Raw genomic sequence first — 23,232 nt, 5'->3', positions numbered from 1 at the left:
GAATGCGCTAGGCGCGCAACTGTTCTTGCACGTGCTGGAAAAGTTCGAAGCCGGGATTGGCCAGCTCTTCAAGAATGTCGAAGTGCGTGCGGGCAGGCACGATATGAAGCTCCGCGGATGCGCCGGTGCCTTGCACCACCTCCACAAAATCACGGCTCTGCTGAATGAAGCCCTCCGTCTCACGCTCCCCGACCGCCACGAAAAACTGCCTGGCATAAAAGCGTGGAAGCGTGCTGGGGCTCATGCGCAGCGCTTCATCGGGCGTCATGCGTACGTCGTGGTTCACTGTCGTCAGCAGCAGCGGCGGAAGAGAAAAAACGCCGCTGATGGGAACCACCGAGGCCAGAGGATGCCCGCCAAGTTCCTCCGGCGGGATGCCGCTCAGCATCGCCGCGAGCTGGCCGCCCGCGGAATGGCCCGAGATGCACACGCGCCGCGGATCGAAACCCAACTCTCCTGCCTGCGCGTTCAAGAGGCGCATGGCGCTCGAAACCTGTTCCAGGATGTCCGTGACCCGGACAGCCGGCGCCAATTGATACCCCATCATCGCCACCGCGATGCCGCGCATCACATACTGTTCCGCAATGAAGCTGAACAGCCGGTGATCAAGCGCCCGCCAGAACCCGCCGTGAATGAAGACCAGAAGCGGCGGTGCCTCCTGCGCGGCTTTGGCACCCGGTGTCTTCAGCGCCGGAAACCAATCGATGACGCAGCGCTCGGATTCCCCATAGGGAATGCTCTTCCAGTTCAAGGCTTGCGAGCGAAAACGCTCGCTGCGCACGCGGTAGTCGGCGTAGATCGACTCCCGCTCCGGATGCCGGGGGCGCAGGCTGTAGTTGTACTCCTGCTTTTGCATCAACTCAACGATGCGGTGTGCGTCAACCTCCAAGATAGGCTTCCTTTACTCGCGCATCGGCGACAAGTTCTTCCGCTTTCCCTGAGAGCACGAGGCGGCCGCTTTCTATGACATAGCCATAGTCCGCATGCCGCAAGGTGATCTCGCTGTTCTGTTCGCAGATGAAGACGGTCAAGTTCTGCGAAGCCAGTGCCACCAGCGCTTCGAAAATCTGCTTGACGATCAGCGGCGCCAGTCCCATCGAAGGCTCGTCCAGCAGCAACACCTTCGGCGCCGACATCAAGGCACGTCCGATGGCCAGCATCTGCTGTTCTCCGCCCGAAAGCGTGCCGGCAGCTTGGTCCATGCGCTCCTTCAGCTTGGGAAACAGCTCGAGCACGAACGCCAGTTGCGCCTGATAGCGGGTGGTATCGCGCTTGATCAGATATTGGAACGCGCCCATTTCCAGGTTCTCGGCGACTGTCAACGGGGCAAACACCTTGCGCCCCTCAGGCACGAGAGCCAGACCTCTCCGCACCACCCGCTCAGCGCCCAGGCCGGAGATGTCCTGCCCCATATGGAGCACGGCACCCCGGGTGGGCTTCATGAGGCCGCTGATGGTTCTCATCACGGTGGACTTACCCGCGCCATTGGCCCCGATAAGCGCCGTGACCGAACCCTCCCCGATATGGAGATTCAGCCCGTGCAACACATCGCCGTGGCCATAGGAAGCATGCAGGTCCCGTACTTCAAGCATGAGCCGCCTCCTCACCGAGATAAGCACTGATGACCTCGGGGTTGGAGGCGATCTCCTTGGGCGTGCCGGCGGCCAGATAGCGGCCGCTGCGCATGACCAGGATCTGATGGCACAACCCCATGACCATGCGCATGTTGTGCTCGACGAGCACCACGGTCACGCCCGTGGCATTCACTTCGCGGATCATTCCGACGACCGGAGCCTGCTCGGAGGCGGGAACCCCTGCGATGGGTTCGTCCAGCATCAGGATATGAGGCTCCGCTGCCAGCGCACGGGCAATTTCCAGCAGCTTCGATTCGCCGAAGCTCAAGTCTCCGGCAAGCCGCATCGCACGGTCGCTGAGCCCCATCAACCCCAGTTTTTCATAGGCGACTTCCTCGATCTTCCGCTCCTCCTGGCGCACGCCGGGCAGCCCCAGCAATGCAGACAGGAAGCCGGTGCGCGCGCGCGGATGGTAGCCAATCATCACGTTCTCGATGAGGCTGAGATCCGGAAATATCTGCAGATTCTGGAAGGTCCGCGCAATGCCCAGTGCCGCGCGCTGATAAGGCTGGAGCGACTGGATCTCGCGCCCCTGCAGCCGTATGGTGCCGGCACTCAGCTTCTGGATTCCCGCGATGGCGTTGAACAAGGTGGTTTTCCCCGCCCCGTTTGGCCCGATGATGCCTTGGATCTGGCCAGCCTCCACAGACAGGCTCAGGCCATCGACGGCATGCAGGCCGCCGAAGCTCACGCGCACGTTTTCAATGTCCAACAGTGCCATTGGGCGACTCCATCTTGAGATTGCGCAAAGGCTTGCTTGAATCCGCCCCCTTGCCCAGGCGCTTTCTTTGCCGGGCACGCCCGAACCGCTGGCCCAGCGAGGAAATGCCTCCGGGGAGATAGAGAAGCACGGCGATCATGCAGAGGCCGAAAATGAGCAGCTCGGCGTCCTGAAAACGCCGCAGCAGCTCGGGCACGCAAGTCAGCACCGCCGCGCCGAACACCGGCCCCCATAGAGACCCGACACCACCCAGCGCCACCATCACAACCAGGAGCACCGAGGCGAAGAAGCCGAATGTCTCGGGAGACGCGAACAGATTGAAGTGCGCATACATGGCTCCCGCCAGGCCAGCCATGCTGGCGGAAAGGCTGAACGCGATCACCTTCGCCCGGAACGTGTTGACACCCAGCGTATTGGCCCCGATCTCGCTGCCTTCTATGGCACGCAAAGAACGCCCGGGCACACTGCAGAACAGGTTGATGAGGCACCACATCACCAGGGCGCCCATGAGCCAGGCGAACCAGAAGAAGCGTCCCGGTGTGTCCAGGGCATAGCCGAACACTTCATAGGGCTCGATGCCCGCGAGCCCATTGGGGCCGCCGGTCAGCGGCACGAGTTCAACGAACAACACGGACAGGATGCCGCTGAAGCCCAGCGTACCCATGGAAAGATAGGGGCCGCGCAAACGCAGAGTCGCCCAACCGACGAACCCGGCCACGCCCCCCACGGCGGCAATCGCAGCGAGGGTCCCCAGCCAGGGCGAAACACCCCAGCGCGTATTCAGCACGCCGCTGACGTAGGCGCCCAGGCCATAGAACGCCGCGTGCGCCAGCGAGACCTGGCCGGTCCAGCCCATGATGACGTTGAGGCTCGCGATCAGGATCAGGTTGATGAAAAAATAGACACCCAGGCTCAACACGTAGTCGTTAGGTGCGACCAGAGGCCAGACCAGCGCCAGCACCCATACGGCGAGCAAGGTCCAGCGTTGGCGGTCAAGGCGATGCCCTGCAAAGGAGGTGGTATGAGGCTGTGTCGGCATGGATTACACCTTCTCAACCTGCCCGCGGCCCAACAGGCCATTGGGCCATTTCACAAGGACGAGCAGTAGAACGACGAATGCCACGGCATCCTTGAAGTGGGATGACAGCATGCCCCCGGCGAAGCTCTCCGCCAGCCCGAGGAAAAGGCCGCCAAGCATCGCGCCTGGCAAGCTGCCCAAACCGCCGAGCATCGCGGCGCAAAACGCCTTGAAGCCAAGAATGGTGCCGTGATCGAATGAGGTGAGCGTCAGGGGCGTGACGATCACGCCCGCGACCGCCCCCACCGCCGCAGCCAGAATGAATGACAAGCTCATCGTGAGCCGGGGACTGATGCCCACCAGAGCCGCCGCCTCAGGCTGGGCAGCAGCGGCGCGCATGGCCTTGCCAAGCACGGTCTGGTTGAAGAAATAGCCTGCGCCTGCCATCACCAGGGCAGCGATGCCGATGATCCAGAGAGACTGGGTCTCCAATACAGCGCCCGCCATGGAAATGGGGCCGCTTTCCGAGAAGGAAGGAAGGCCTGCGGGACTCTTTCCAAGCGTGAGCATGACAATGCTCTTGGTGCAGATGGCGATCGCGATCGTCAGGATCGTGATTGACATGGGTGTCGGCTTCTTGAGCTTGCGCACGACCAGCCGCTCGGACAGCGCCCCTACCGCCATCGCCACGATCACGGCCACGGCGAACGCCACCGCCAGCGGCACCTTGGCCGCATAAAGGGTAGCGGCCACCATTCCGCCCAGCATCACCCATTCGCCCTGCGCGAAATTCAGCGCGCCCGTGCTCTTGAAGATGATGTTGAAGCCCAGCGCCACCATGGCATAGATGCTTCCGGTACCAAGGCCTGCGAACAGCAGTTGGATGGTGTCACTCATGGATGTCAAACCTTGCCCAGCACAGGGTGCTCAGGCCGCGCCACGGCAAAGCCCAACTGCTCCAGGCGGTTGAAGGCATTCTGCAGATACGCCTTGAACGCAAGCCGCTCGCTCTCCGGTGTGGCTGCGCCGAGGCCGGCCTCCGCCGCCAGCGTGGAGGCAGCGTCTTCGGCCTGGGCATCGATCGTCGTGGACAGGCTGGGAATGTGGTACCCCGAGAAAGCCACGTCCGTGATCCATCCGGTGATCTGCGCCGCGACCATCTGCTTGGCCGCGGCATCCATGCGGGCGGCACGCTCTTCGAGATACAGCCACCCGAACGAGGCATGCCGCTCCTTCGCCTGCACCGCGTGCTTCAAAATTTCCGCCGCGATCGGCTCGCGCGCGTTGCTGGCGTACAGGCGATACAGCTCAAGCTCCAAGCCGTCGGCCATGGCGCATTGCGTGGCCACATAGGCATCCAGCGACTGCGTGGCATTCAGCGCATCGCGGTACAGCGTGCGATTGATCACCGGCTCCCAGGCTGGATTGGAAGGCCTGCTCTGGTACCCCCCAGAAGCTTCGCATAGCGGTGGAAACATTCGATATGCCATGCCTCCTCGGTATTCCGGACCGTGAGGAAATACTTGGGATCCGATTCACGGTCCAATTCCAGGCAGAAACGGATCAGCAGCGCAGGCGTTTCAGCCAGGCCCGTGTATTCAAGCCAGGCCCTGCGGCTCCAGACCTGGCGCGCCGCCTCCAGCTGGACGGATGAATAGGCCGAAGGATCCAGCTTGTCCCAGTCAATATCCTTGCCGGGACTCCAGCGCTGCTGCTTGCCCGTCTCGTACAGTTCGCGGATGGACTGGATGGACCGGTGAAGGTCCAGCGGAAAACGGCGTTCGACCAAGATCGGGGTCGGCGTGGTGCCCTGCATGTGTGCCTGTGTCATGTGTTCTTCTCCTGCTGGCTGCTCGCTTGATCAGAATTCCCCGTCGATCTTGGGATGGCGGAACATCGGGAGCCGAATGCCCCAGGACTCTTCCATCTGGCGCCGGATCCTCTGCACGGAAGCCACGAACACCGGTTTCTCCAACTCTTCCACTGTGGCGCCCAAACCAGCCTCCCACGTCAGGCGGTCCGTCTCCACTTCGCCGGCCTTGGCGGCACCCTCTGTCGCGAGCCAGGCGCTGTGGTAGCCATTGAGCTCGACTTTCTCGATCATCAGCACGATCGCGTCCTCGACGGCGCTCAGCTGTGCCTTGGAGAGATGGGGAATACGGCTGTCCATGAAGGCCCAGCCAAAGGCACAGTGGCGCACTTCGTCGCGCATGATGCTCTTGAGCACCTGCCGCGCGACCGGGTTGGGTGTAATGTCAATCAGGTGGCGGAAGACATCGAAAGCGATTTCCTCCGCGGCACAGACAAGCGCGGCGATAACGCCTTCCAGCGGAACACTCGGATCGAGCGCCATCTTGCGAACGCCGTGCGTGGCGACCGCGCCTTGAAACTCCGACAGATCGGGCTGCTGAATATAGCCCCCCAGCTTCTCCGCCATGCGGAAGCACACCTCGGCGTGGCGTGATTCCTCCTGGGTGCGGATGGTGAAATAAAGCCGCATGTCAGGGGGGCAGTTTTCCTGGCAGAAGCGGATCTGCAATGCGGGCGATTCAGAGATCGCGCCATACTCACCCCAGGCGCGCCGGCTCCAGTACATGCGCGCGGCATAGAGCTGCTCCGCGGTGTAGGGCGTGATGTCGAGTTGCGCCCAGTCGATATCGGTGGCGGGGTTCCACTGGTTGTTCGTGGCCGAGTGGAACAGGTTCCTTACACGTGGAACGGCAATATCCAACTCCAGAGGGAAGCGGCTCTCGGGCGCATCCAGAATGGTCGGGGCGGGGGTAGCGATAGCTGCGCTCATGTTCATATCCTTGAGTGGTGTCTGCTCATCGAAAGGATTGGCCGGCTGACGCTTACTTGTAGTCGGCGAGCCTGAAGCGCCCGTCCTCATACTTCAGCATCACCAGATCGGACTTGGAGAGACCCGAATGGCTGGTGGCAGAAAAGTTGAACGTGCCGCCGACGCCGTGGTAGTTTTGAACGCCCTGGAGCGCGTCGCGGACCTTGGCCTTGTCTGTGCCGCCTTTTTCAAGGGCCATCTTGGCCAGATACATCGCGTCATAGGTTTGTGCGACGAACTGATTGGGGCGGCGCTTGAAGCGCGCTTCGAACGCCTTGTTGAGCGCGAGAATCCGGGGCTTGACCGGATCGCTGTCGGGCAAATCCTCGCCCACCGGGAATTTCACGCTGACCAGCAAAACGCCCTTGGCGGCGTCTCCAGCCAGATCCATGTAGCGCTTGTCCACGAAACCATAGCTGTGGATAAACGGCATGTTGCCCATGCCCAATGTCTTTGCCTGCTTCATGGCCACAACGCCAGCGGGCGTCACCGTCCAGCATACGATGGCTTGCACCCCGGCGGCCTTGAGCTTGTTGATCTGCGGGGTCATGTCCGTATCGTTCGGATTGAACGATTCATAGACCACGTCGAGCCCACGCTGGGGTGCCACTTTCTTCCATTGCTCGACAGCGCTTTGCCCGAAGCCCGAGGAATCCGCGAGCATGCCCACTTTCTTGATCTTGTTCTTGTCGAAATAATCAGCCACGCGCTCAACAGCCTGGTCATCGTCCACGGTGGACTTGAAAGTCCAAGGCCGCTCGGCCACCGGCATCACGATCTGCATGCTGCCTTCAGTCGAGATGAACGGAACACCTGCTTTTTCCGTCTGCTGCAGCATGGCAATCGCCATGCCGCTCATGTTGCCGCCGCCGACGATCATCTCCACCTTGTCCTGGGTCAGCAGGCGGCGGGTCGCGCTCAGTCCCTTCTGCGTCTGGCTCTCCGCGTCATAGAAGACCCATTCGATCTTCTTGCCGTTAACGCCGCCCTTGGCGTTGATCTCTTCCAGCGCCAGCTCCATACCGGCCTTCATGTCGTCACCGAGGAAAGCCGCCGGCCCGGTCACCGACAACACGGAACCGACCTTGTAGTTGCTCTGAGCCTGCGCCGAAGCTGCCAGCCCCATCATCAAAAGACCAAGCAGCTTGAATGTCGTACGTTTGGAGATGTGTGTATTCATGGCGAACGGTAGTTGAGGGTTGAGGAAATGGGAAAAGCAGGAACCATGCCCAAGGGCAGTTCAATCCTTGATTTCGGTGGATATCTGCCCGCCAGCGCTGCCGGTGGGTTGCATGGCGAAGTGATCGCTCGCAAGGGCGACCGTGAACGTATGGCGCACCGAGCTGCCCGGCGAATAGGAGCGCCCGCACATGACAGGCATGCCCTCATCGCAGAAATACACCAGCCTCCGGACCAGCACAGCCGATTCGGGAGGCACCCCGAGCAGTTGGCCAAGCTCGCTGCCTGCCGTGACGGCCTCGATGCTGTTCTGGGCATGAGACAAGGTCACCCGGCGGGACAGAAGATCGAGCAGTGAGTACTGCAGCGCCTCCTGCTCCGTAATGGAGCCCGCCAGATCCGGATGGATGTAGCGGTAGTCGTAAGAGATCGTGGCTTCGCTGCTGCTGCGGTGGCGCTCAATGTGAAGCACATCCTGTCCCGCACTGACGCCCAGATGAAAAGCGATGCTTTCCGGACAAGGCTCAATGGCGAAACGGTGCAGGCGAAAAGTCAGCGGCCGGCCGCCTTTTTCCCACTGATGCTGGAAATCCATCTGCGGGCCGAAGATCTCATCGAACTTTTCGGTATTGACGAAAGTGCCCTGCCCTTGGACCCGGCGCAAAAGCCCTTGTGTCACAAGCTCCTGGATCGCCTGCCGCACGGTGAAGCGGCTCACGCAGAACATGGCGCCGACCTCCTGGTCGGAATAAAAGCGGCCGTTGGGGAATGCTTCGCTCTGGATAAGGGTTTGCAGCCGGCGCTTCAATTGCGCATAAAGCGGCAGCGCGGAATCACGGTCCAGGGAGAGCGAATCACCTGGAGAGCGCTCCTGGACAGGCTGGTCGGCATGGGCCAGGCCCGCCAGACTTTGGGATTTTTCAAGATCTGACATAACGGATAAAGAAAATTTGCTCATTCATCAGCTTGTACGGATATCATGATATGCAGTCAATTTGCTGTCAACAGATATTTCCGCCAAAAGGTGTTGCCTTCATGCCCATTGCACTTATCGATTTCCCCTATATGCCCGTGCAAGCGGCCAGTGCACTCAGTTTTGCGGAGCCCGCCTCCCTGGATGATTTCGATCTGGTGGTCTGGCGCCCTGCCGCTATCGCCGAGGTCTATTCGACAGACATCGTCTTCGAGGGCAAGCCGGTACTGGAGGTGCGCGATTCACAGCGGATGTTCAGCCACACCCGCTACTGGCGCGCCGAGTTCGAGGAGTTCCTGGGCCGTGGCGGCACCCTGGTCATGCTGGCGCCCGGGTTCACCACCATGGGGCTGCACACGGTTCAAGACATCGTCCCGTTTGACGTGATCGAAGCGCTTCCGGGTTACCGGGACTTGCGCCATGAGGCGTGCGAGGCATCCACCGTTCAATGCGAAGCCGGCGAGCCATTCCGCCAGTTCTTCGATGCCTTCGGCACGCAATTGGTCGCCCGGGCCACTTTCGCGCCAAGTGATGCCCAGGCGATAGCCTCCGTGGGCGAGGGTAAAGGGATCTGCGCAGTCTACGAATACCGCCACCCTGGGCGGATTCTGGTAATTCCGGAAATCCGGGAAACTGCTTCCCCAGCGGACATCGCCGCCGTGGTCGGCGCCCTGGATGACCTCAGTGCCCGCTTGCGGCTGGACGCCCGCGTTTCCGGCGCCGTGGGCGCGCGCCCGGTGGTCACCGAGCGCGAGCAGGCCTTGCGCCAGCAGCTCGCTGAAACATCCCGGCAGCGCCGGACGCTGCAAGCCCAGGAGGCTGCCCTGCTCAAGGAGATTGCCGATATCGCTTTCTTTGGCCAGCTCGAACAAGGTGACCGCATCGGCGTCCTCAACGCCGCGCTCCAGGTACTTCACGCCCTGGGGGCTTATGTGCAGTATGGGGTCGGATCGCCCGACACCTTGATGTTCGAACACATGGGCCACGCGTGTGTCCTGGTACTGCTCGGAGATGCCGAGGCCGCCTCCGAGGGACATCTGCGCAGAGCCCTCCATGAGAAATCCCTGCCATGGGCCAATGAATTGAACCGCGAAGTCATCCCTGTCGCTTTTATTGCCGGCGCCACAGCCGGGAGCCTCACCCAGAAAGCCGCCGCTTTGCGTTCAGCATGTCCCGCGATACCGTGGCTGACCGGAACCGCGCTGCAAGAGGCCTACCAGGACAGGAATTTCGATTTCCTGGACGCGGTCTGGACACCCGGAGTGACCGCCGTGGCGCCAACCCGGCGTTGATTTTTCAGGACCACAGGCTCTGGAGGTCCCGGCGCCGGATAACATCCGGCTCCTGTCTCGATATATATGTCTTTCAACATGACCACACAAACCATCGCCAACGTCACGCTCACCACCCAAGCCAATGTCTATTTCGACGGCAAGTGCGTCTCCCATGGCTTCACCCTCGATGACGGCACGAAAAAGAGCGTGGGTGTTGTACTGCCGGCTACGCTCACGTTCAATACAGGGGCTGCCGAGATCATGGAATGCGTAGGTGGCCATTGTGAGTACAAGCTGGCCGGCTCCGACGAATGGAAAAAATCCGGCTCCGGCGAGAAATTCAGCATCCCAGCCAACTCGTCTTTCGAGATCCGGGTCACCGAGTCCTATCACTACATCTGCCACTACGCTTGATCGGGAAATTCCGGCAGCAGCCCTACACCACCACCGGCTCCGGCTCCAGCCGGATACCAAAGCGTTCATAGACACTGGTCTGGATGGCCTTGGCCAGGGTCATCACCTCGCCCCCGGTGGCAGGGTGCTCTGCCCCCCACGATTGACCAGCACCAGCGCCTGCTTGTCGTACACGGCCGCATTGCCCACCTGCTTGCCCTTCCAGCCGCAGGCATCGATCAGCCACCCCGCCGCGAGCTTGATGCTGCCGTCAGCCATCGGGTAATGCACCACTTTGGGATCCCGGCCAATGATGTCCTGGCACTGCTCGGGCGTCACCGTGGGATTCTTGAAGAAGCTCCCTGCATTGCCGATGACCGCCGGGTCAGGCAGCTTGGCACGGCGGATGGCCACGATCCAGTCATAGAGCTGCCGGGCGGTAGGCCTGGCAACGCCCTCCTCTTGCATGCGCCGCTCCAGATCCAGGTAACCAAGCACCGGCCTCCACTCCTTCGGCAGCGCAAAGCGCACGCGCAGGATCAGGGCGCGGCCGCCCAGCCCCATGCTCGGCGGCGCCCGCCCGTCCTGGCTGGGCACCGCAGGCGGATGCTTGAACACGGAATCACGGTAGCCAAAGCCGCACTGGGCGGCATCCAGGCTGAAAAGCTCGCCGGTGGCCAGATCCATGGCATCGAGCGAATCGAAGCGGTCTTGCAGTTCCACCCCATAGGCGCCAATGTTCTGCACGGGCGATGCCCCCACAGTGCCTGGAATGAGCGCCAGGTTCTCCAGGCCAGGCAGGCCCTGGTCCAAGGTCCAGGTCACGAAATCGTGCCAATTCTCACCGGCGCCGGCCTCTACGATGGTGTGGCGCTCGGTCTCACGCACCACACGGCGGCCCGGCACCTCGACTTTCAGCACCAGGGGTTTGACATCGCCCGTCAGGACGATATTGCTGCCCCCGCCCAGTACGAACTTGGGTTGAGCGGCCAGAGCGGGATCGGCCAGCACGGCGCGTGCGTCGTCTACGCTGCGCACCCTCACCAGGGAAAGGGCGCGCGCGGCGATGCCGAAGCTATTGAGCGGCTGAAGGGGGACGTTTTGCTCCACTAACATGGGACAATTGTCTCACTGCGCTTATGCGCCCAGGCAACAAGCCACAAGCAAAAGGAATCCAGCATGCCCTCATTCGATACCGTCTGTGAACCAGATATGGTGGAAGTCAAGAACGCGGTGGAAAACGCCGCCAAGGAAATCGGCACACGCTTCGATTTCAAAGGCACCTCGGCCGCCATCGAGCTCAAAGACAAGGAAATCACCCTGCTGGGGGATGCCGAGTTTCAACTCCAGCAAGTCGAAGACATCCTGCGCAACAAGCTCACCAAGCGGAATGTGGATGTGCGCTTCCTGGACAAGGGCCCGGTTGCCAAGATCGGCGGCGACAAGGTCAAGCAGGTCGTCAAAGTCAAAAACGGCATCGCCACCGAAGATGGCAAGAAAATCCAGAAACTCATCAAGGACAGCAAGCTGAAGGTGCAAGCCGCCATTCAGGGTGATGCGGTACGTGTCACGGGGGCGAAAAGGGACGACCTGCAAGCCGCCATGGCCTTGCTGCGCAAGGAAATGGTCGATCTGCCGCTGTCTTTCGATAATTTCCGCGATTGATGAAGCCTGTTGGCCTGACAGCCTGCTGCCTGGTTCTGCTGGGTCACGCCACTGCAGCCTGGAGTCAATCCGTGAGCCTGCAGGGCATGCTGGGCAACCGGGCCCTGCTCATCATCGATGGTGGTGCGCCGCGCAGCGTGGCTCCGGGCGAGTCCGTGGGCGGCGTCCGCGTTCTCTCCACCAGCGGCGATCAGGCCGTGATCAGCCTGAATGGACAGCGGCACACCTTGCACATAGGCGAATCCCCTGCCAACGTAGGGGGCGCGCCCGCCAGCGCTGGTGGCGACCGTATTGTGCTCAGCGCCGACAGCCGGGGGCACTTCTTCACCCAAGGCAGCATCAACAACCGGCCGGTCCAGTTTCTGGTGGATACGGGCGCTTCAGATGTGGCGCTGGGCCAGTCCGAGGCCGACCGGCTTGGCCTCGACTACAAATCCGGCAGGCCCGTGCTGATGAATACTGCCAACGGTACGGCCCAAGGCTGGCGCCTGAAGCTGCGCACCGTGCGCTTGGGAGAGGTCACGGTATACGAGGTCGACGCCGTCGTCACCCCCATGCCCATGCCCGCCGTGCTGCTGGGCAACAGCTTCCTGAACCGGTTCAATATGCGGCGCGACGCTGATCAGCTGACGCTGAATAGAAGGTAGCCCCCTGAGGCGCTTACGCGCCATCCCCCCAAGGGGGACGCACCTGGCGGCCTGGCAAAGCCAGCTCCGCGGGTGCTTGCGTATGGCCTGCTCCGCGGCCTCTTGAGTTCTCAATCTGGAGTTTTTAATCCTGTGCGGCGGTTACGATGATCTCGATCTTCCAGGTGGGATCGGCCAGCGCGGCTTGCACTGTGGCGCGCGGCGGCGCATGGCCGGGCGCTACCCAGGTATCCCATACCTCGTTCATCGCACCGATATCGTTGATGTCGGCCAGGAAAATCTGCGTGCGAAGAATGCGCGCCTTGCTGCTGCCACAGGCGGCCAGATGATGATCGACCTGGGCGAGCACATCGGCCGTCTGGCCTCGGATATCGGGAGCCCCATTCTCGGGAACCATGCCCGCCAGATAGACCACGCCATTGAAAATGGCCGCTTCTGACAGGCGCGGGCCCATGCCATGGCGCTTCAGCTCGCTCACCCCACTCATTTCTTGCCCTTTTTGCCCAACTTGGATTCAGTGCCCGCCATGAGGCGGTTGATGTTTTCACGATGGCGATAGATGAGCAGGACGCCCATGACCGCCATGGCCAGCGCCTTCGCTCCATCCGAGCTCCAGGCCACGCCGTCGCCGATCAGGTAGTACGCCGGCGCGAATATCGCCGCAATGATCGCGGCGAGCGAGGAATAGCGAAAGAAGAAGGCGATGATGAGCCAGGTAGCCAGTGTGGCCACACCCAGCCAGGGTTCCAGGGCCAGCAATACGCCCGCCGCGGTAGCCACGCCTTTGCCGCCGGCAAAGCCGAAGAACACTGGATACAGATGCCCCAGAAAAGCCGCCACGCCCACCAGGGCCTGCGTGCCCTCCCCCAGCCCATAGGCGGCGCCAAACCATTTGACCAGCATCACCGGCAGCCATCCCTTGGCGGCGTCCAGCAACAAGGTCACGATGGCGGCCGCCTTGGAGCCCGAGCGCAGCACATTCGTGGCGCCAGGATTTTTGCTGCCATAGCTTCGGGGATCCTTCAGCCCCATGGCTCGGCTGACGATGACGGCAAAACTGAGCGAGCCGATCAGATAGGCCAGCACGACTGCCAGCAAGGACCAAAATGTTTCCACGATTTAGAAAGCCTCCGAATTTATAGTTCAATACCTGCCGGCAAACGCTTGGCTACCCATGCCGCTACAGGTCGATCGCGCACTGCACCGGCTTGGCGCCCAGCACCTGCACGCATACCTGCGGCTCGATGCCGATGAGATAGCCCCGGCGCCCCCCATTGATGGCAATGCGCGGCAGCGCCAGAATGCTCTCCTCAATGTACACCGGCATGTCGCGCCGGGTGCCGAAAGGTGAAGTCCCCCCACCAGATAGCCACTGTGGCGGTTGGCCACTGCCGGCTGGCAGGGCTCCACTGATTTGGCGCCAATCTGGCGCGCCAGGTTCTTCGTAGATACCTTCCGGTTGCCGTGCATCAGTACGATGAGCGGCTTGGCATCCTGATCCTGCATGACCAGCGTCTTGACCACGGTAAACGGATCGAACCCCAGCACCTCGGCACTGTGTTCGGCACCGCCATGCTCCAGATACTCATACGGGTGTTCGGTAAACACCACCTTGTGAGATCGCAGCAGCGCGGTGGCGGGGGTTTCGCTGACGTGGCCTCGTTTGCTCATGTGTGCTTACTGCGCCGGATCACGCAGCTCCTGCCTGATGGCATTGATGGCAGCCAGCACCTCGGGCGAGAGTTGGGTATCCCAGGCGTCCAGGTCCTCGTCAAGTTGCGCCAGCGTGGTCACGCCAATGATAGTACTGGCGACGCGCCATGAGCGATAGCAGAAAGCGAGCGCCATCTGCGTCGGTGTCAGGCCATGATCGCGGGCCAGTTGGTTATAGCGCCGGGAGGCGTCCAGTGCGGCCGGCAGGCCCCAGCGCTGGTTCTTCATGCGCTCGAACAGGCTCATGCGGCCACGGGGCGCGTCGGCGGCATGGATGCCGGTGGCATCGTATTTGCCCGTCAGCAAGCCAAAGCCGAGCGGCGAATAGGCCAGCAAGCCGACGTCCAGCCGGTGGCAGGTTTCGTCGAGCCCGTTGTCATAGCTGCGGGACGTCAGGCAGTAGGGGTTCTGGACCGTGGCCACGCGCGGCAGCCCGTGCTGTTCGGCCAGCCGTACGAACTCATGCACACCGTAGGGAGTTTCGTTCGAGAGGCCAATGGCACGCACCTTGCCGCTTTTCACCAGCTTGGCAAATGCCTCCAATTGCTCGCTGATCGGTGTGGCAGATTTTTCCCTCGACGGCTCGTAATAGAGGCTGCCAAAGGAAGGAACATGGCGCTCGGGCCAGTGGATCTGATAAAGATCGATCACGTCCGTTTGCAGACGCTTCAGGCTGGCATTGCACGAGGCCTCGATATCGGCCGCCGTCATGCCGGTGCCTTCACGGACCCACGGCATTCCGCGCGAAGGGCCCGCGACCTTGCTGGCCAGCACGATCTTTTCCCGCCTGCCTGGACGGGCCTTGAGCCAATTGCCGATAAAGGTCTCGGTGCGGCCATATGTCGATGCACTGGGCGGCACCGGATACATCTCGGCGGTATCGAGGAAATTGACGCCGCGCTCAATAGCGCGGTCCATGATGGCATGTGCTGCCGGCTCATCCACTTGCTCGCCGAAAGTCATGGTGCCGAGACAGATGGGAGTGACGCGCAGATCGCTGCGCCCGAGGCCGATGGTTTGCATGAGAAAAACAGAGTACAAAAAGAGAGCGCGAATACTGGCCTGATCGTACCGCGTTCCAAGTTCAACCGAGCCCTGGTGTTGCCTTAATATCGGAGTCAATGTATCAAGCTCTCCGCCCCGCCCGCAGCGAATTCGTCTCCATTCGCCATCACCGCTATCACGTCCTGTCTTGGGGCGTCCCATCTACCGGGGAAAGCGCCCTGCCCCCGCTGGTCCTGGTGCATGGCTGGATGGATGTGGCCGCTTCCTATCAGTTCATGATCGACGCCCTGCCGGCTGATTTCATAGCCGGCCGCCAGATCATCGCGCCCGATTGGCGTGGTTTTGGCCTCACCACCGGTCCCGCGGCCGACCACTACAGCTTCCCTGACTACCTGGGCGATCTGGAGTTCCTGCTCGATCACTATGTGGGCGAACGGCAGATCGATCTGGTTGGCCATAGCATGGGCGGCAACATTGCCATGATGTACTCGGGCACGCGCCCGGCCCGCATCCGGCGGCTCGTGAACCTGGAAGGCTTCGGCATGCCCGCCACCCGTCCTGAACAGGCCCCCGCGCGCTATGCCAGATGGATCGATGAGATCAAATCCCTGCACACCGGCCAGATCGGACTCAAGAGCTACGAGAACGAAAGCGGCGTCGCCGCACGGCTGATGAAAACCAATCATCGCCTGCAGCAAGACAAGGCCGACTGGCTGGCACGCCAGTGGTCAGCGCCGCGCGTGCAACCCGATGGCGGCACCCGGTGGGAAATCCTGGGCGAGGCCGCCCACCGCGTTACCAGCGCGCAGCTCTTCCGCGTGGAAGAAATGCTGGCCCTCTACCGGGAGATCACCGCCCCTGTGCTGATGATCGAAGCCAGCGACGACAGCTTTCACGGTTGGTGGAAAGACCGCTTCACCCGAGCCGAGTTCCACGAGCGCATTGCGTCGGTCCCCCGTCTGCGCCAGGAACTGATCAACGACGCAGGCCATATGCTGCACCATGACCAGCCCCAGGTGCTGGCCAATCTTCTGGTGGAGTTTCTGGGCGCGCCTTGAGAGGGGTTCTCAAAATCCCTGAACATGACTCCCGTCATTCCCGCGCAGGCGGGAATCCAGGCGGCGGTGATGAGGTGGCACTGGATTCCCTACTGGGGCATCCCACGTTGTCAAGCGAATATGGTTGTTATTTCTGATGGTTCTGATGGTTTAGTTGTTTATTACGGAGCTGACTGCAAGGACACTGAACTGAACGAAGAAAGACGGCCTACCTACTGACGGTCTTGTTGACGAGCTACGAAGAGCTTGGTGTCGGACCCAGATACGAGCCGCTCAGCGGAGGCTCCCATTCGCCTTTCGTGGCCTGAACAGGCCACCTGGAATCCATCGAGCTTATCCGCTGCCGGTCTAACCTGTTCAATTGATCTGCGAAGTGCCGTCCTGTTGAAACATCATTTTTTTGATAAACGAAACATGTGTCGATCTACTTCTACGTCGGTTTGACGCTCACATGATTGGCCACAAATGGCTGGCCTCGCGTGAACATCGCCCATAGAATGCGGGCGTTCTTGGCTGCCAGCGCGACAGCCGCCTTTTGCCAGCCCATGCGCTCACGCAACTGCTGCGCCCACAGCCACACTCGCTCCTGGCGTGGCTTGCTGCAGTGAATGGCCGATTTGGCGCCCTGCACCAGCAGCATCCGCAAATACGTATCTCCCTGCTTGGTAATGCCGCCAAGGCGGCTCTTGCCACCGCTGGAGTGCTGCGAGGGTGTCAACCCCAGCCAGGCAGCAAACTGCGCAGCCGTTTTGAACTGACTGAAGTCGGCCACGCTGGCCACGAGCGCCGAAGCGCCTATAGGCCCAATACCCAGTAGCTGCTGAGCCTGCTGAGCTCGACTGTCTTGCTTGATGTGTTGTGCAATGCGCTGCTCGCACCAGCCAATGTCCTGATCAAGCTGGCGCCACTGCATTTGCAGTCGCTCAATGCTTAATCTCACCAGCGCGGGCATCTCGTTGCTGGCATCCTCGTTGAGCTGGGTCAGCTGCTCCTTGAGCTTGCCCACCCCTTCAGGACACACCAGACCAAACTCGGCCAGCAGTGCACGAATACGGTTGATGCACGCAGTTCTGTCTTTCTCCCAGCCTTGACGCAGGGTGTGTACACCCAGGATCGCTTGCTGCTCGGTCGTCTTGATCGGCACAAAGTGCATTTGCGGGCGGCTGGCAGCCTCGCACACCGCCGCAGCATCATTGGCGTCATTCTTGCCTTTCTTGCCCTGCAAACGGTATGGCGCCACTAGATGAGGCGCGATCAGGCGCACCTGCAAACCAAGCTGGCTGAGCCGGCGTGCCCAGTGATGCGCTCCAGTACACGCCTCCATCACCACCAAACAACCGGCAGGCAACTTCGCGCACCAGGGCAGGAAACCTCGCCGCGCTAGCGCTCGGCGCACCAACACACCTGCCTGAGCATCCACCGCATGCACTTGAATCAAGTTCTTGGCCAGATCCACTCCAACTCGTGTAATCTCACTCATGGGACTTCTCCTTACTCTTTAGATTGACGTTCGCACCTCAATCTTGGCGCTTCGACGCCGTTCCTGGTAAGTGGGAAGTCCCCTCGTATTCGCCTTCGCGGGAATGACGGAGGAGAGCTTTTGGGGCGCCTTCTCGAGTCGCCTCCAAAGACTGACACTAGCGCTCAGCTCAGGTCGAAGTCGCTCAGCGGATTGAAAGTGGGCGCCCGTTTCTGCTGAGCCGCCGCCGCCCCCTCTCGAAAATCCGGATGCTTGAGCAACCGGCCGGTGAGCACCTTCGACCGCTCGATCGATTGACCGGGCCGGAGATCCATCTGCTCCGCATAAAGTTGCCGTTTCGCCGCCTTCACGGCAATGGGAGACACGCTCGCTGCCATGTCCTTCGCCAGGGCGAGCACCCGCGCTTCGAATTCCTCGGCCGGAAAAACCGCGTTGAGAAACCCCAGCTCCTTCATCTCCTCCGCCTTGACGATGCGGCCTGTCAACAACACGTCGGCGGCTTGCGTCAAGCCAATGATCCGGGGCAACACCCAGGAAAGGCCGTACTCCGAAGGCAAGCCCAGACGCGGCGTTGACGTGGTGAACTTGGCACCCGCCGCCGCGTAGCGCAGATCGCAGAACGCCGCCAGCGCCACGGCAATACCCGCGCAGGCGCCATTCACCGCCGCGATCACGGGCTTGGACAAGCCCCAGTGCCAGATCAGATCGTGATCGAATTCTTCGTTCACACCGTAGCCCGGCTGGGCCATTTCCTCGGTCTTCGTCTTGGCGGATTCGACATAATTCTTGTCGGAAGCGCCGTGATGATCGAGCGCCTTGAAATCAGCGCCCACACAGAATTGCCGTCCGTCCCCCGTGACCACGATGACGCGCACTTCAGGGTTCTCATCGTGTGCCTTCATCAGCCAGCGGTACTCCTCATTCATGCGATGAGTCCATGAGTTGCCGCGATCCGGGCGGCTAAGACGCACCAGCGCGACGCCATCCTGCACGAGGGATTGGGTGACCTTCAGTTCCATTTCATTCCTCCTTGGAACCATCGAAGCGGGCATCGCGCTGCTTGAAGGTGGAGGTCGTGCCATCCTTGGCCCGCTCGCGCACGACATTGAATTCGTCCGGCTCCAGGCGCAAGTTCGTTCCCAGGGTATGGCCGACATAGCCCCGCGCGAACTGCTCGGCCGCGCCCAGATTTTCCATGGCCATCTGGTGCATGGCCTTGCCCGTCACCAGCGCATCGCGCGGGTGCATGGAAATGCGCCGCGCCCAATCGGCCACGGTGGCATCCAGATCTTCCTTGGCGACGGACAGATTGACCAGCCCAAGGCGCTCGGCTGTCGGCCCGTCGAAAGAGTTGCCCAAAAGCATGAGTTCACGGGATTTCTTGGCCCCATACATCAGGATCTGGCTATTCATGTGCCAGGTGTTGCCCGCCAGGCCCAGGCGCTGCTCCGCATGGCTGAAGTGGCTGTCGTGTGCCGCGATGGCCAGATCCACCAGCTCCACCAGATACATGCCTACGCCCGTGCAATGGCCATGCACCTGGGCGATCACAGGTTTGAGCGAGTTCTGGAAGGCCATGTAGTTCATGCCCAGCTTGCGATCGCGCAATAGCCGCGAGCGCTGGCTGGGCCGGCGCAGCTTGCTGCCATCCGCCCCCGGCTCCAGGCCGTACGACTTCAAGGCATCGTTGTAATCGTGCCCGGCACAAAAGAGGGGCCATTGCCCTTGAGAACGATGACCTTCACATCGTCGTCGTCCTCCGCGTCGCGCAAAGCCTCCACCAACCGATCAAGGTCGTCGAAGCGCAGCGCATTGTGCTTTTCAGGCCGGTTCAGGACCAAACGGGCCACCGGACCCTCTCTCTCAACGATAACGGCGTCATTCATCACCAGGCACCTCATAAGGAATTCATGCCATCATGATACATTAATTGACCGATTCGTCTATGAGTTGTAGCATATTGCCATGAACAAATCACTTGAAACAGCGCCACTCGCGCAAGGCCCCGTGCAACCCTTGAAGGGCGTGCGCGTGGTGGAATTTGCCCATTGGATGGCCGGGCCGCTGGCTGGCGGCCTGATGGCCGACTGGGGCGCGGACGTCGTGAAAGTGGAACCGCCCGGCGGCGAAGCCATGCGCACGATCTTCGCCCGCATGGGCGCCCGCGCCGGCACACCCAATGCCGCGTTCACGCTGGCCAACCGGGGCAAGCGCTCGCTCGAGCTCGACATCAAGGACGAAGCCGGGCGTGCCGCCTTCGAACGCATCCTGGCGCAATCGGACGTGCTTTTGACCAACCTGCGGCCCGATGCGCTGCAGCGCCTGGGCCTGGGAGCCGAGGAAGTGCGCCAGCGCCACCCCCGGCTGGTCTACTGCACCGTCAGCGCCTACGGCTGGGGCGGCCCCGATCAAGACCGCCCAGGCTACGACATTGCCGCCTTCTATGGCCGCACAGGCGTGGCCCATGAGATCACCACGGCTGGCACGGCCCCTGCGGCCCTCCTGCAGGGTATTGGCGACGCCTTCACGGCCATGACCGCCGCCAGCGGCATCCTGGCTGCGTTGATGGAGCGCCAGCAGACCGGGCGCGGCCGCTTTGTGGAAGCCTCGCTCCTGCGCACAGGCATGTGGGCGTTGGGGGGCGAGCTAGGCCAGCAGGCACTGGGCGGGCACCCCAAGCCGCCCAAGCCCCGCGAGCTCTCGCGCACGCCCATGTACAACTCCTACCGTTCAGGCGACGGCCGGTGGTTCTACCTGGTGGGAGTGGAAGCCCGGCGCCACTTGCCCTCCGTGCTGCGCGCGATCGGCCGGGAGGATCTGGTGAACGACGAGCGCTTCAAGGACGCCCGCGGCATTGGCACCCATGCCGCTGAACTCATCGGTTTATTCGACGCCGCATTCAACAGCCAGCCCATGGCCTATTGGGCCGAACGCATGGATCAGCACGAAGTCTGGTGGGCGCCTGTTCAGACGCCGGAAGAAGTGATGGACGACGCGCAAGCGCAAGCGATCGGCGCCTGGGTGGAAATTGAAGGCCACAAATCCGTCGATGCGCCACTGCGCTTCGACTTCGTGCACCGCGGCCAGGCGCCGCGCGCACCGGAAACGGGCGAGCACACCGCCCAGGTATTGGCTGATCTGGGCTTCTCTCCGGAAGAAATCCAGCGCCTGCAGCCCACCAACCCCACCGGGCAATGACCATGACCGAACTTGCTGACCCCACCGCCATCTGGGGCCGTGAAATCACCAGCACCACCATGCGCGGCTTCCCCTGCAAGGTCTACCGCGACCGGGCGCGCTCCATGGCGGCCCTGCTGGCCGATGCGCGCCGCTGGCAAGAGCGCACCTATCTTGTCGCCGGTGAGCGCCGCTTCACGTTCGGCGAATTCGAAACCGCCGTGGCCCGCGTATCCGCACAACTCAGCGCACGCGGCGTCGGGCCCGGCAGCCGCGTCGTGCTGCTCGCGTACAACTGCGTGGAATGGCTGACCTCTTTCTGGGCCGTGCAGGCGGTCGGAGGCATTGCCGTGCTGTGCAATGCATGGTGGAGCGCCGCGGAAACGCAAGTCGCCCTGCAGGACGTGGATCCGGCGCTGGTATTGGCAGATCAACTGGACAAGCGAGGCCTGGCTGGCCGTGCCGACACGCTGGACATGGCCGTCATCCGCCAATGGCAGGAAGCCGGCGCAGTCATCGCGCTTCCGCCGTTGCCCCAGATCGGCGAAGACGATCTTGCCATCATCATGTTCACCTCCGGCACTACCGGGAAGCCCAAAGGCATGATGATGTCGCAGCGCGGCGTGATCGCCAATCTGCAAAATCTGCTCGTGCTCACCGGGCGTCTACCGAACGAGCTCTCTCCCGATGCGCCCGGCACCGTCAGCCTGCTCACCGTGCCGCTCTTTCACCTGGCAGGCGTGCAGGTCAGCATCTCCACCCTGCTCTCGGGCGGCCGTTTGGCCCTGCTGGAAGGCCGTTTCGACCCCGGCGCGGTGCTGGCCCTGATCCAGCAGGAGCGCGTACGCGTGTGGGGCAGCATTCCGACCATGGTGTCCCGGGTGCTGGAACACCCCGAGTTCGGACAATTCGACGTGTCCAGCGTGAAATCCATCCCGATGGGGGGAGCGGCCATTCCTCCCGCCTTGCGCGCCAAGATCCAGGCCCTCCTTCCGGGCGTCAAGAAAAGCGTGGGCAGCCTGTACGGCTGCACTGAAGCAGGCGGTGTCGTGGCAGCCGGCTCAGCCAACGACCTTGAAGGACGCCCAGGCTGCGTAGGCAAGGCGCTGCCCGTCGTAGAGTTGCGCATTGCGCGCCCCGATGCGCAAGGGGTTGGTGAGATCCAGGCGCGCACTCCCACGGCCACGCTGGGCTACTGGGGCGAATCCGCGTCCGTCACCGACGCCGAGGGCTGGGTGGGCACCGGAGATCTGGGACGGCTGGAGGGTGACTACCTGATCCTGAGCGGCCGCTCGAAGGACATCATCATCCGTGCCGGTGAAAACATCGCCTGTGCCCACGTGGAGCAGTGTTTGCAGCAACACCCCGCGGTGCAGGAAGTCGCCGTGCTGCCGTTGCCGCACGCGGACCTGGGCGAAGAGGTCGCCGCCGTCATCCGCTTGCGCGATGGGCACTCCGCCACCGAGGAAGAACTCACACGCCACGCCGCAGCACATCTTGCCAAATTCGAGGTGCCCTCCAGATGGTGGCTGAGGCGTGAGGCTCTACCCACCAATGCGACCGGCAAGATCGCCAAGGCGGAGCTCAAGTCGCCCTGGAGGGGCCCCTGAATACGGTCTCTTCTGGGACCGTTATAGGGTTTTCCAATACGCGTGAGCGGCATCGTGCCATCGCGCGCGCAATTCTTCCAAACGGCACGAAACCCGTTCACCATCCCAGTGGCGCGGCAGCAGAGCCGCTGGCAACCCTGGGTCTACCGCAGGCAACCGCTGCAACGCGTTCACCAGTTGAACATGGCCGATAAAAAAGCCTCGCCGCTACGAGGACGCAGTGCGCCGAACTGATCTTCCAGTCGTCGATAGTAAGCTGCTAGGGCTTCGACGTCCCATGCACGCTGCACCAATGCGGGCTGCTGCAGACCGAATGGCAGGCTGCGCGCAGCGAACGCCAGCGTATCGTTTTCCAACCCCAATTGCTTGACGCGCTGCTCTACTGCCGCAGCACGGTCCTGATGAGGACAAATCCACAGGCCTGGGGTGGGAGAGCCAAAGCCCATCCACTGCAGCACCCTATACAGTTTCAGGCGATCGGCGCGCCGCGATTCGGGCAGCGTGATATGCAGCACCAGCCATTCCCCAGGCCATTCCTGGGCTGCATGCCGCAGACCGCGGACGCGTTGCGACCCTTCTGAAATCAGGCGAATGATCTCTGGCGTCATGCCCCACCAGGCGCGACGCCCCTCCTTGCCTCCCTCGATCCAGCCCGCAGCCGCAGCTCTCGCCAAAGTCTGCCGTGCGGCCTTCTCTGCAATGCCGACAGCGGCAAAAGCCCGCACCAAAGTTGAAGTCCAGACAGGCCCTGTGGACGGATAGATGAACTCGCCCAGCAAAGTAAGAAGCAGCGAACGGGCGCTGGCGGACGGTGCTGCAGGACCGTCAACGCTCATGGTTTACTCT

At 62.0% G+C, this 23,232-nt stretch carries 26 protein-coding genes and 2 pseudogenes; 7 read left to right on the top strand and 21 right to left on the bottom strand.

Annotated features, from left to right (window positions below):
• Positions 1-7: 7 nt before the first annotated feature.
• From WJU18_RS13640 to WJU18_RS13595, 10 genes are read right to left on the bottom strand one after another with little or no spacing between them, the layout of a single operon-like run.
• Complete coding sequence (locus WJU18_RS13640; RefSeq protein ID WP_423460574.1) at positions 8-889, bottom strand: alpha/beta hydrolase; 882 nt, start codon at positions 887-889, stop codon at positions 8-10.
• On the bottom strand, positions 879-1,592 hold the full coding sequence (locus WJU18_RS13635) for an ABC transporter ATP-binding protein (RefSeq protein WP_423460573.1): 714 nt from the start codon (positions 1,590-1,592) through the stop codon (positions 879-881). The genes WJU18_RS13640 and WJU18_RS13635 overlap by 11 nt, the downstream gene beginning before the upstream one ends.
• Positions 1,585-2,355, bottom strand: coding sequence for an ABC transporter ATP-binding protein (locus WJU18_RS13630; protein WP_423460572.1), 771 nt, complete (start codon positions 2,353-2,355; stop codon positions 1,585-1,587). Before WJU18_RS13630 ends, WJU18_RS13635 begins: the two co-directional genes overlap by 8 nt.
• Positions 2,336-3,394: a branched-chain amino acid ABC transporter permease gene (locus tag WJU18_RS13625; protein WP_423460571.1), complete on the bottom strand. Its 1,059-nt coding sequence runs from the start codon at positions 3,392-3,394 to the stop codon at positions 2,336-2,338. The genes WJU18_RS13630 and WJU18_RS13625 overlap by 20 nt, the downstream gene beginning before the upstream one ends.
• Before the next feature lie 3 nt (positions 3,395-3,397).
• Entirely contained in the window at positions 3,398-4,270 is an 873-nt protein-coding gene (locus WJU18_RS13620) for a branched-chain amino acid ABC transporter permease (RefSeq protein WP_423460570.1), read from the bottom strand.
• A 5-nt stretch (positions 4,271-4,275) separates the two neighbouring features.
• Complete coding sequence (locus tag WJU18_RS13615; RefSeq protein ID WP_423460569.1) at positions 4,276-4,782, bottom strand: hypothetical protein; 507 nt, start codon at positions 4,780-4,782, stop codon at positions 4,276-4,278.
• A complete protein-coding gene (locus WJU18_RS13610) occupies positions 4,779-5,204 on the bottom strand; it encodes a hypothetical protein (RefSeq protein WP_423460568.1) in 426 nt (141 codons plus the stop codon). Before WJU18_RS13610 ends, WJU18_RS13615 begins: the two co-directional genes overlap by 4 nt.
• 30 nt (positions 5,205-5,234) lie before the next feature.
• A complete protein-coding gene (locus WJU18_RS13605) occupies positions 5,235-6,173 on the bottom strand; it encodes a ferritin-like domain-containing protein (protein WP_423460567.1) in 939 nt (312 codons plus the stop codon).
• A 52-nt stretch (positions 6,174-6,225) separates the two neighbouring features.
• On the bottom strand, positions 6,226-7,392 hold the full coding sequence (locus WJU18_RS13600) for an ABC transporter substrate-binding protein (RefSeq protein ID WP_423460566.1): 1,167 nt from the start codon (positions 7,390-7,392) through the stop codon (positions 6,226-6,228).
• Positions 7,393-7,452: 60 nt separating this feature from the next.
• Entirely contained in the window at positions 7,453-8,349 is an 897-nt protein-coding gene (locus tag WJU18_RS13595; protein WP_423460565.1) for a GntR family transcriptional regulator, read from the bottom strand.
• 77 nt (positions 8,350-8,426) lie between these two features.
• Between WJU18_RS13595 and WJU18_RS13590 the strand changes: the two genes are divergently transcribed.
• Complete coding sequence (locus WJU18_RS13590) at positions 8,427-9,656, top strand: hypothetical protein (RefSeq protein WP_423460564.1); 1,230 nt, start codon at positions 8,427-8,429, stop codon at positions 9,654-9,656.
• A 78-nt stretch (positions 9,657-9,734) separates the two neighbouring features.
• Positions 9,735-10,052, top strand: a complete 318-nt coding sequence (locus WJU18_RS13585) for a pyrimidine/purine nucleoside phosphorylase (protein ID WP_423460563.1) — start codon at positions 9,735-9,737, stop codon at positions 10,050-10,052.
• Positions 10,053-10,074: 22 nt separating this feature from the next.
• On the opposite strand, the pseudogene murB reads toward WJU18_RS13585, so the two are convergent.
• Positions 10,075-11,147: pseudogene (murB, locus tag WJU18_RS13580) on the bottom strand (UDP-N-acetylmuramate dehydrogenase).
• 63 nt (positions 11,148-11,210) lie between these two features.
• On the opposite strand from murB, the gene WJU18_RS13575 reads away from it, so the two are divergent.
• Together WJU18_RS13575 and WJU18_RS13570 are read left to right on the top strand one after the other, a co-directional pair.
• Positions 11,211-11,696 carry a YajQ family cyclic di-GMP-binding protein gene (locus WJU18_RS13575; RefSeq protein ID WP_423460562.1) on the top strand — a complete coding sequence of 162 codons (486 nt, stop codon included), beginning with the start codon at positions 11,211-11,213 and terminating at the stop codon, positions 11,694-11,696.
• 71 nt (positions 11,697-11,767) lie between these two features.
• Positions 11,768-12,343 carry a retropepsin-like aspartic protease family protein gene (locus WJU18_RS13570; protein WP_423460561.1) on the top strand — a complete coding sequence of 192 codons (576 nt, stop codon included), beginning with the start codon at positions 11,768-11,770 and terminating at the stop codon, positions 12,341-12,343.
• 124 nt (positions 12,344-12,467) lie between these two features.
• Here the strand turns inward: WJU18_RS13570 and WJU18_RS13565 are convergent, their stop codons facing one another.
• From WJU18_RS13565 to WJU18_RS13550, 4 genes and pseudogenes are all read right to left on the bottom strand, one after another.
• Positions 12,468-12,797, bottom strand: coding sequence for a RidA family protein (locus WJU18_RS13565; RefSeq protein ID WP_423460992.1), 330 nt, complete (start codon positions 12,795-12,797; stop codon positions 12,468-12,470).
• Positions 12,798-12,826: 29 nt separating this feature from the next.
• A complete protein-coding gene (gene plsY, locus WJU18_RS13560) occupies positions 12,827-13,459 on the bottom strand; it encodes a glycerol-3-phosphate 1-O-acyltransferase PlsY (protein ID WP_423460560.1) in 633 nt (210 codons plus the stop codon).
• A 64-nt stretch (positions 13,460-13,523) separates the two neighbouring features.
• Positions 13,524-14,014 (bottom strand): annotated as a pseudogene (locus WJU18_RS13555) (aminoacyl-tRNA deacylase).
• 6 nt (positions 14,015-14,020) lie between these two features.
• Positions 14,021-15,079, bottom strand: a complete 1,059-nt coding sequence (locus tag WJU18_RS13550) for an aldo/keto reductase (RefSeq protein WP_423460559.1) — start codon at positions 15,077-15,079, stop codon at positions 14,021-14,023.
• Positions 15,080-15,177: 98 nt separating this feature from the next.
• On the opposite strand from WJU18_RS13550, the gene WJU18_RS13545 reads away from it, so the two are divergent.
• Positions 15,178-16,119 carry an alpha/beta fold hydrolase gene (locus WJU18_RS13545; protein ID WP_423460558.1) on the top strand — a complete coding sequence of 314 codons (942 nt, stop codon included), beginning with the start codon at positions 15,178-15,180 and terminating at the stop codon, positions 16,117-16,119.
• A 430-nt stretch (positions 16,120-16,549) separates the two neighbouring features.
• On the opposite strand, the gene WJU18_RS13540 is transcribed toward WJU18_RS13545, so the two are convergent.
• The 4 genes from WJU18_RS13540 to WJU18_RS13525 all read right to left on the bottom strand — a co-directional run bounded on the left by WJU18_RS13540 (position 16,550) and on the right by WJU18_RS13525 (position 19,485).
• The gene (locus WJU18_RS13540) at positions 16,550-17,599 is read right to left on the bottom strand and encodes an IS110 family transposase (RefSeq protein WP_423454084.1); all 1,050 of its coding nucleotides are present in this window, start codon (positions 17,597-17,599) and stop codon (positions 16,550-16,552) included.
• Positions 17,600-17,763: 164 nt separating this feature from the next.
• Positions 17,764-18,618, bottom strand: a complete 855-nt coding sequence (locus tag WJU18_RS13535) for an enoyl-CoA hydratase-related protein (RefSeq protein WP_423460557.1) — start codon at positions 18,616-18,618, stop codon at positions 17,764-17,766.
• 1 nt (position 18,619) lies between these two features.
• Positions 18,620-19,279: an enoyl-CoA hydratase/isomerase family protein gene (locus WJU18_RS13530; protein ID WP_423460556.1), complete on the bottom strand. Its 660-nt coding sequence runs from the start codon at positions 19,277-19,279 to the stop codon at positions 18,620-18,622.
• The gene (locus WJU18_RS13525; protein WP_423460555.1) at positions 19,276-19,485 is read right to left on the bottom strand and encodes an enoyl-CoA hydratase/isomerase family protein; all 210 of its coding nucleotides are present in this window, start codon (positions 19,483-19,485) and stop codon (positions 19,276-19,278) included. The genes WJU18_RS13530 and WJU18_RS13525 overlap by 4 nt, the downstream gene beginning before the upstream one ends.
• A 79-nt stretch (positions 19,486-19,564) precedes the next feature.
• On the opposite strand from WJU18_RS13525, the gene WJU18_RS13520 reads away from it, so the two are divergent.
• A complete protein-coding gene (locus tag WJU18_RS13520) occupies positions 19,565-20,797 on the top strand; it encodes a CaiB/BaiF CoA transferase family protein (RefSeq protein ID WP_423460554.1) in 1,233 nt (410 codons plus the stop codon).
• Between the two features lie 2 nt (positions 20,798-20,799).
• Entirely contained in the window at positions 20,800-22,386 is a 1,587-nt protein-coding gene (locus WJU18_RS13515; protein WP_423460553.1) for a class I adenylate-forming enzyme family protein, read from the top strand.
• A 21-nt stretch (positions 22,387-22,407) separates the two neighbouring features.
• Here the strand turns inward: WJU18_RS13515 and WJU18_RS13510 are convergent, their stop codons facing one another.
• Both WJU18_RS13510 and WJU18_RS13505 read right to left on the bottom strand, forming a co-directional pair.
• The gene (locus WJU18_RS13510) at positions 22,408-22,560 is read right to left on the bottom strand and encodes a PaaX family transcriptional regulator C-terminal domain-containing protein (protein WP_423460552.1); all 153 of its coding nucleotides are present in this window, start codon (positions 22,558-22,560) and stop codon (positions 22,408-22,410) included.
• Positions 22,557-23,222 carry a hypothetical protein gene (locus WJU18_RS13505; protein WP_423460551.1) on the bottom strand — a complete coding sequence of 222 codons (666 nt, stop codon included), beginning with the start codon at positions 23,220-23,222 and terminating at the stop codon, positions 22,557-22,559. The genes WJU18_RS13510 and WJU18_RS13505 overlap by 4 nt, the downstream gene beginning before the upstream one ends.
• Positions 23,223-23,232 lie beyond the last annotated feature (10 nt).

It is taken from the genome of Ottowia sp. VDI28, assembly GCF_049532675.1.
In the GTDB taxonomy this organism is placed as follows: Bacteria; Pseudomonadota; Gammaproteobacteria; order Burkholderiales; family Burkholderiaceae_C; genus Ottowia.
The sequence above is the reverse complement of the archived record's forward strand: the minus strand, read 5'-3'. Positions and strand labels throughout refer to the sequence as shown.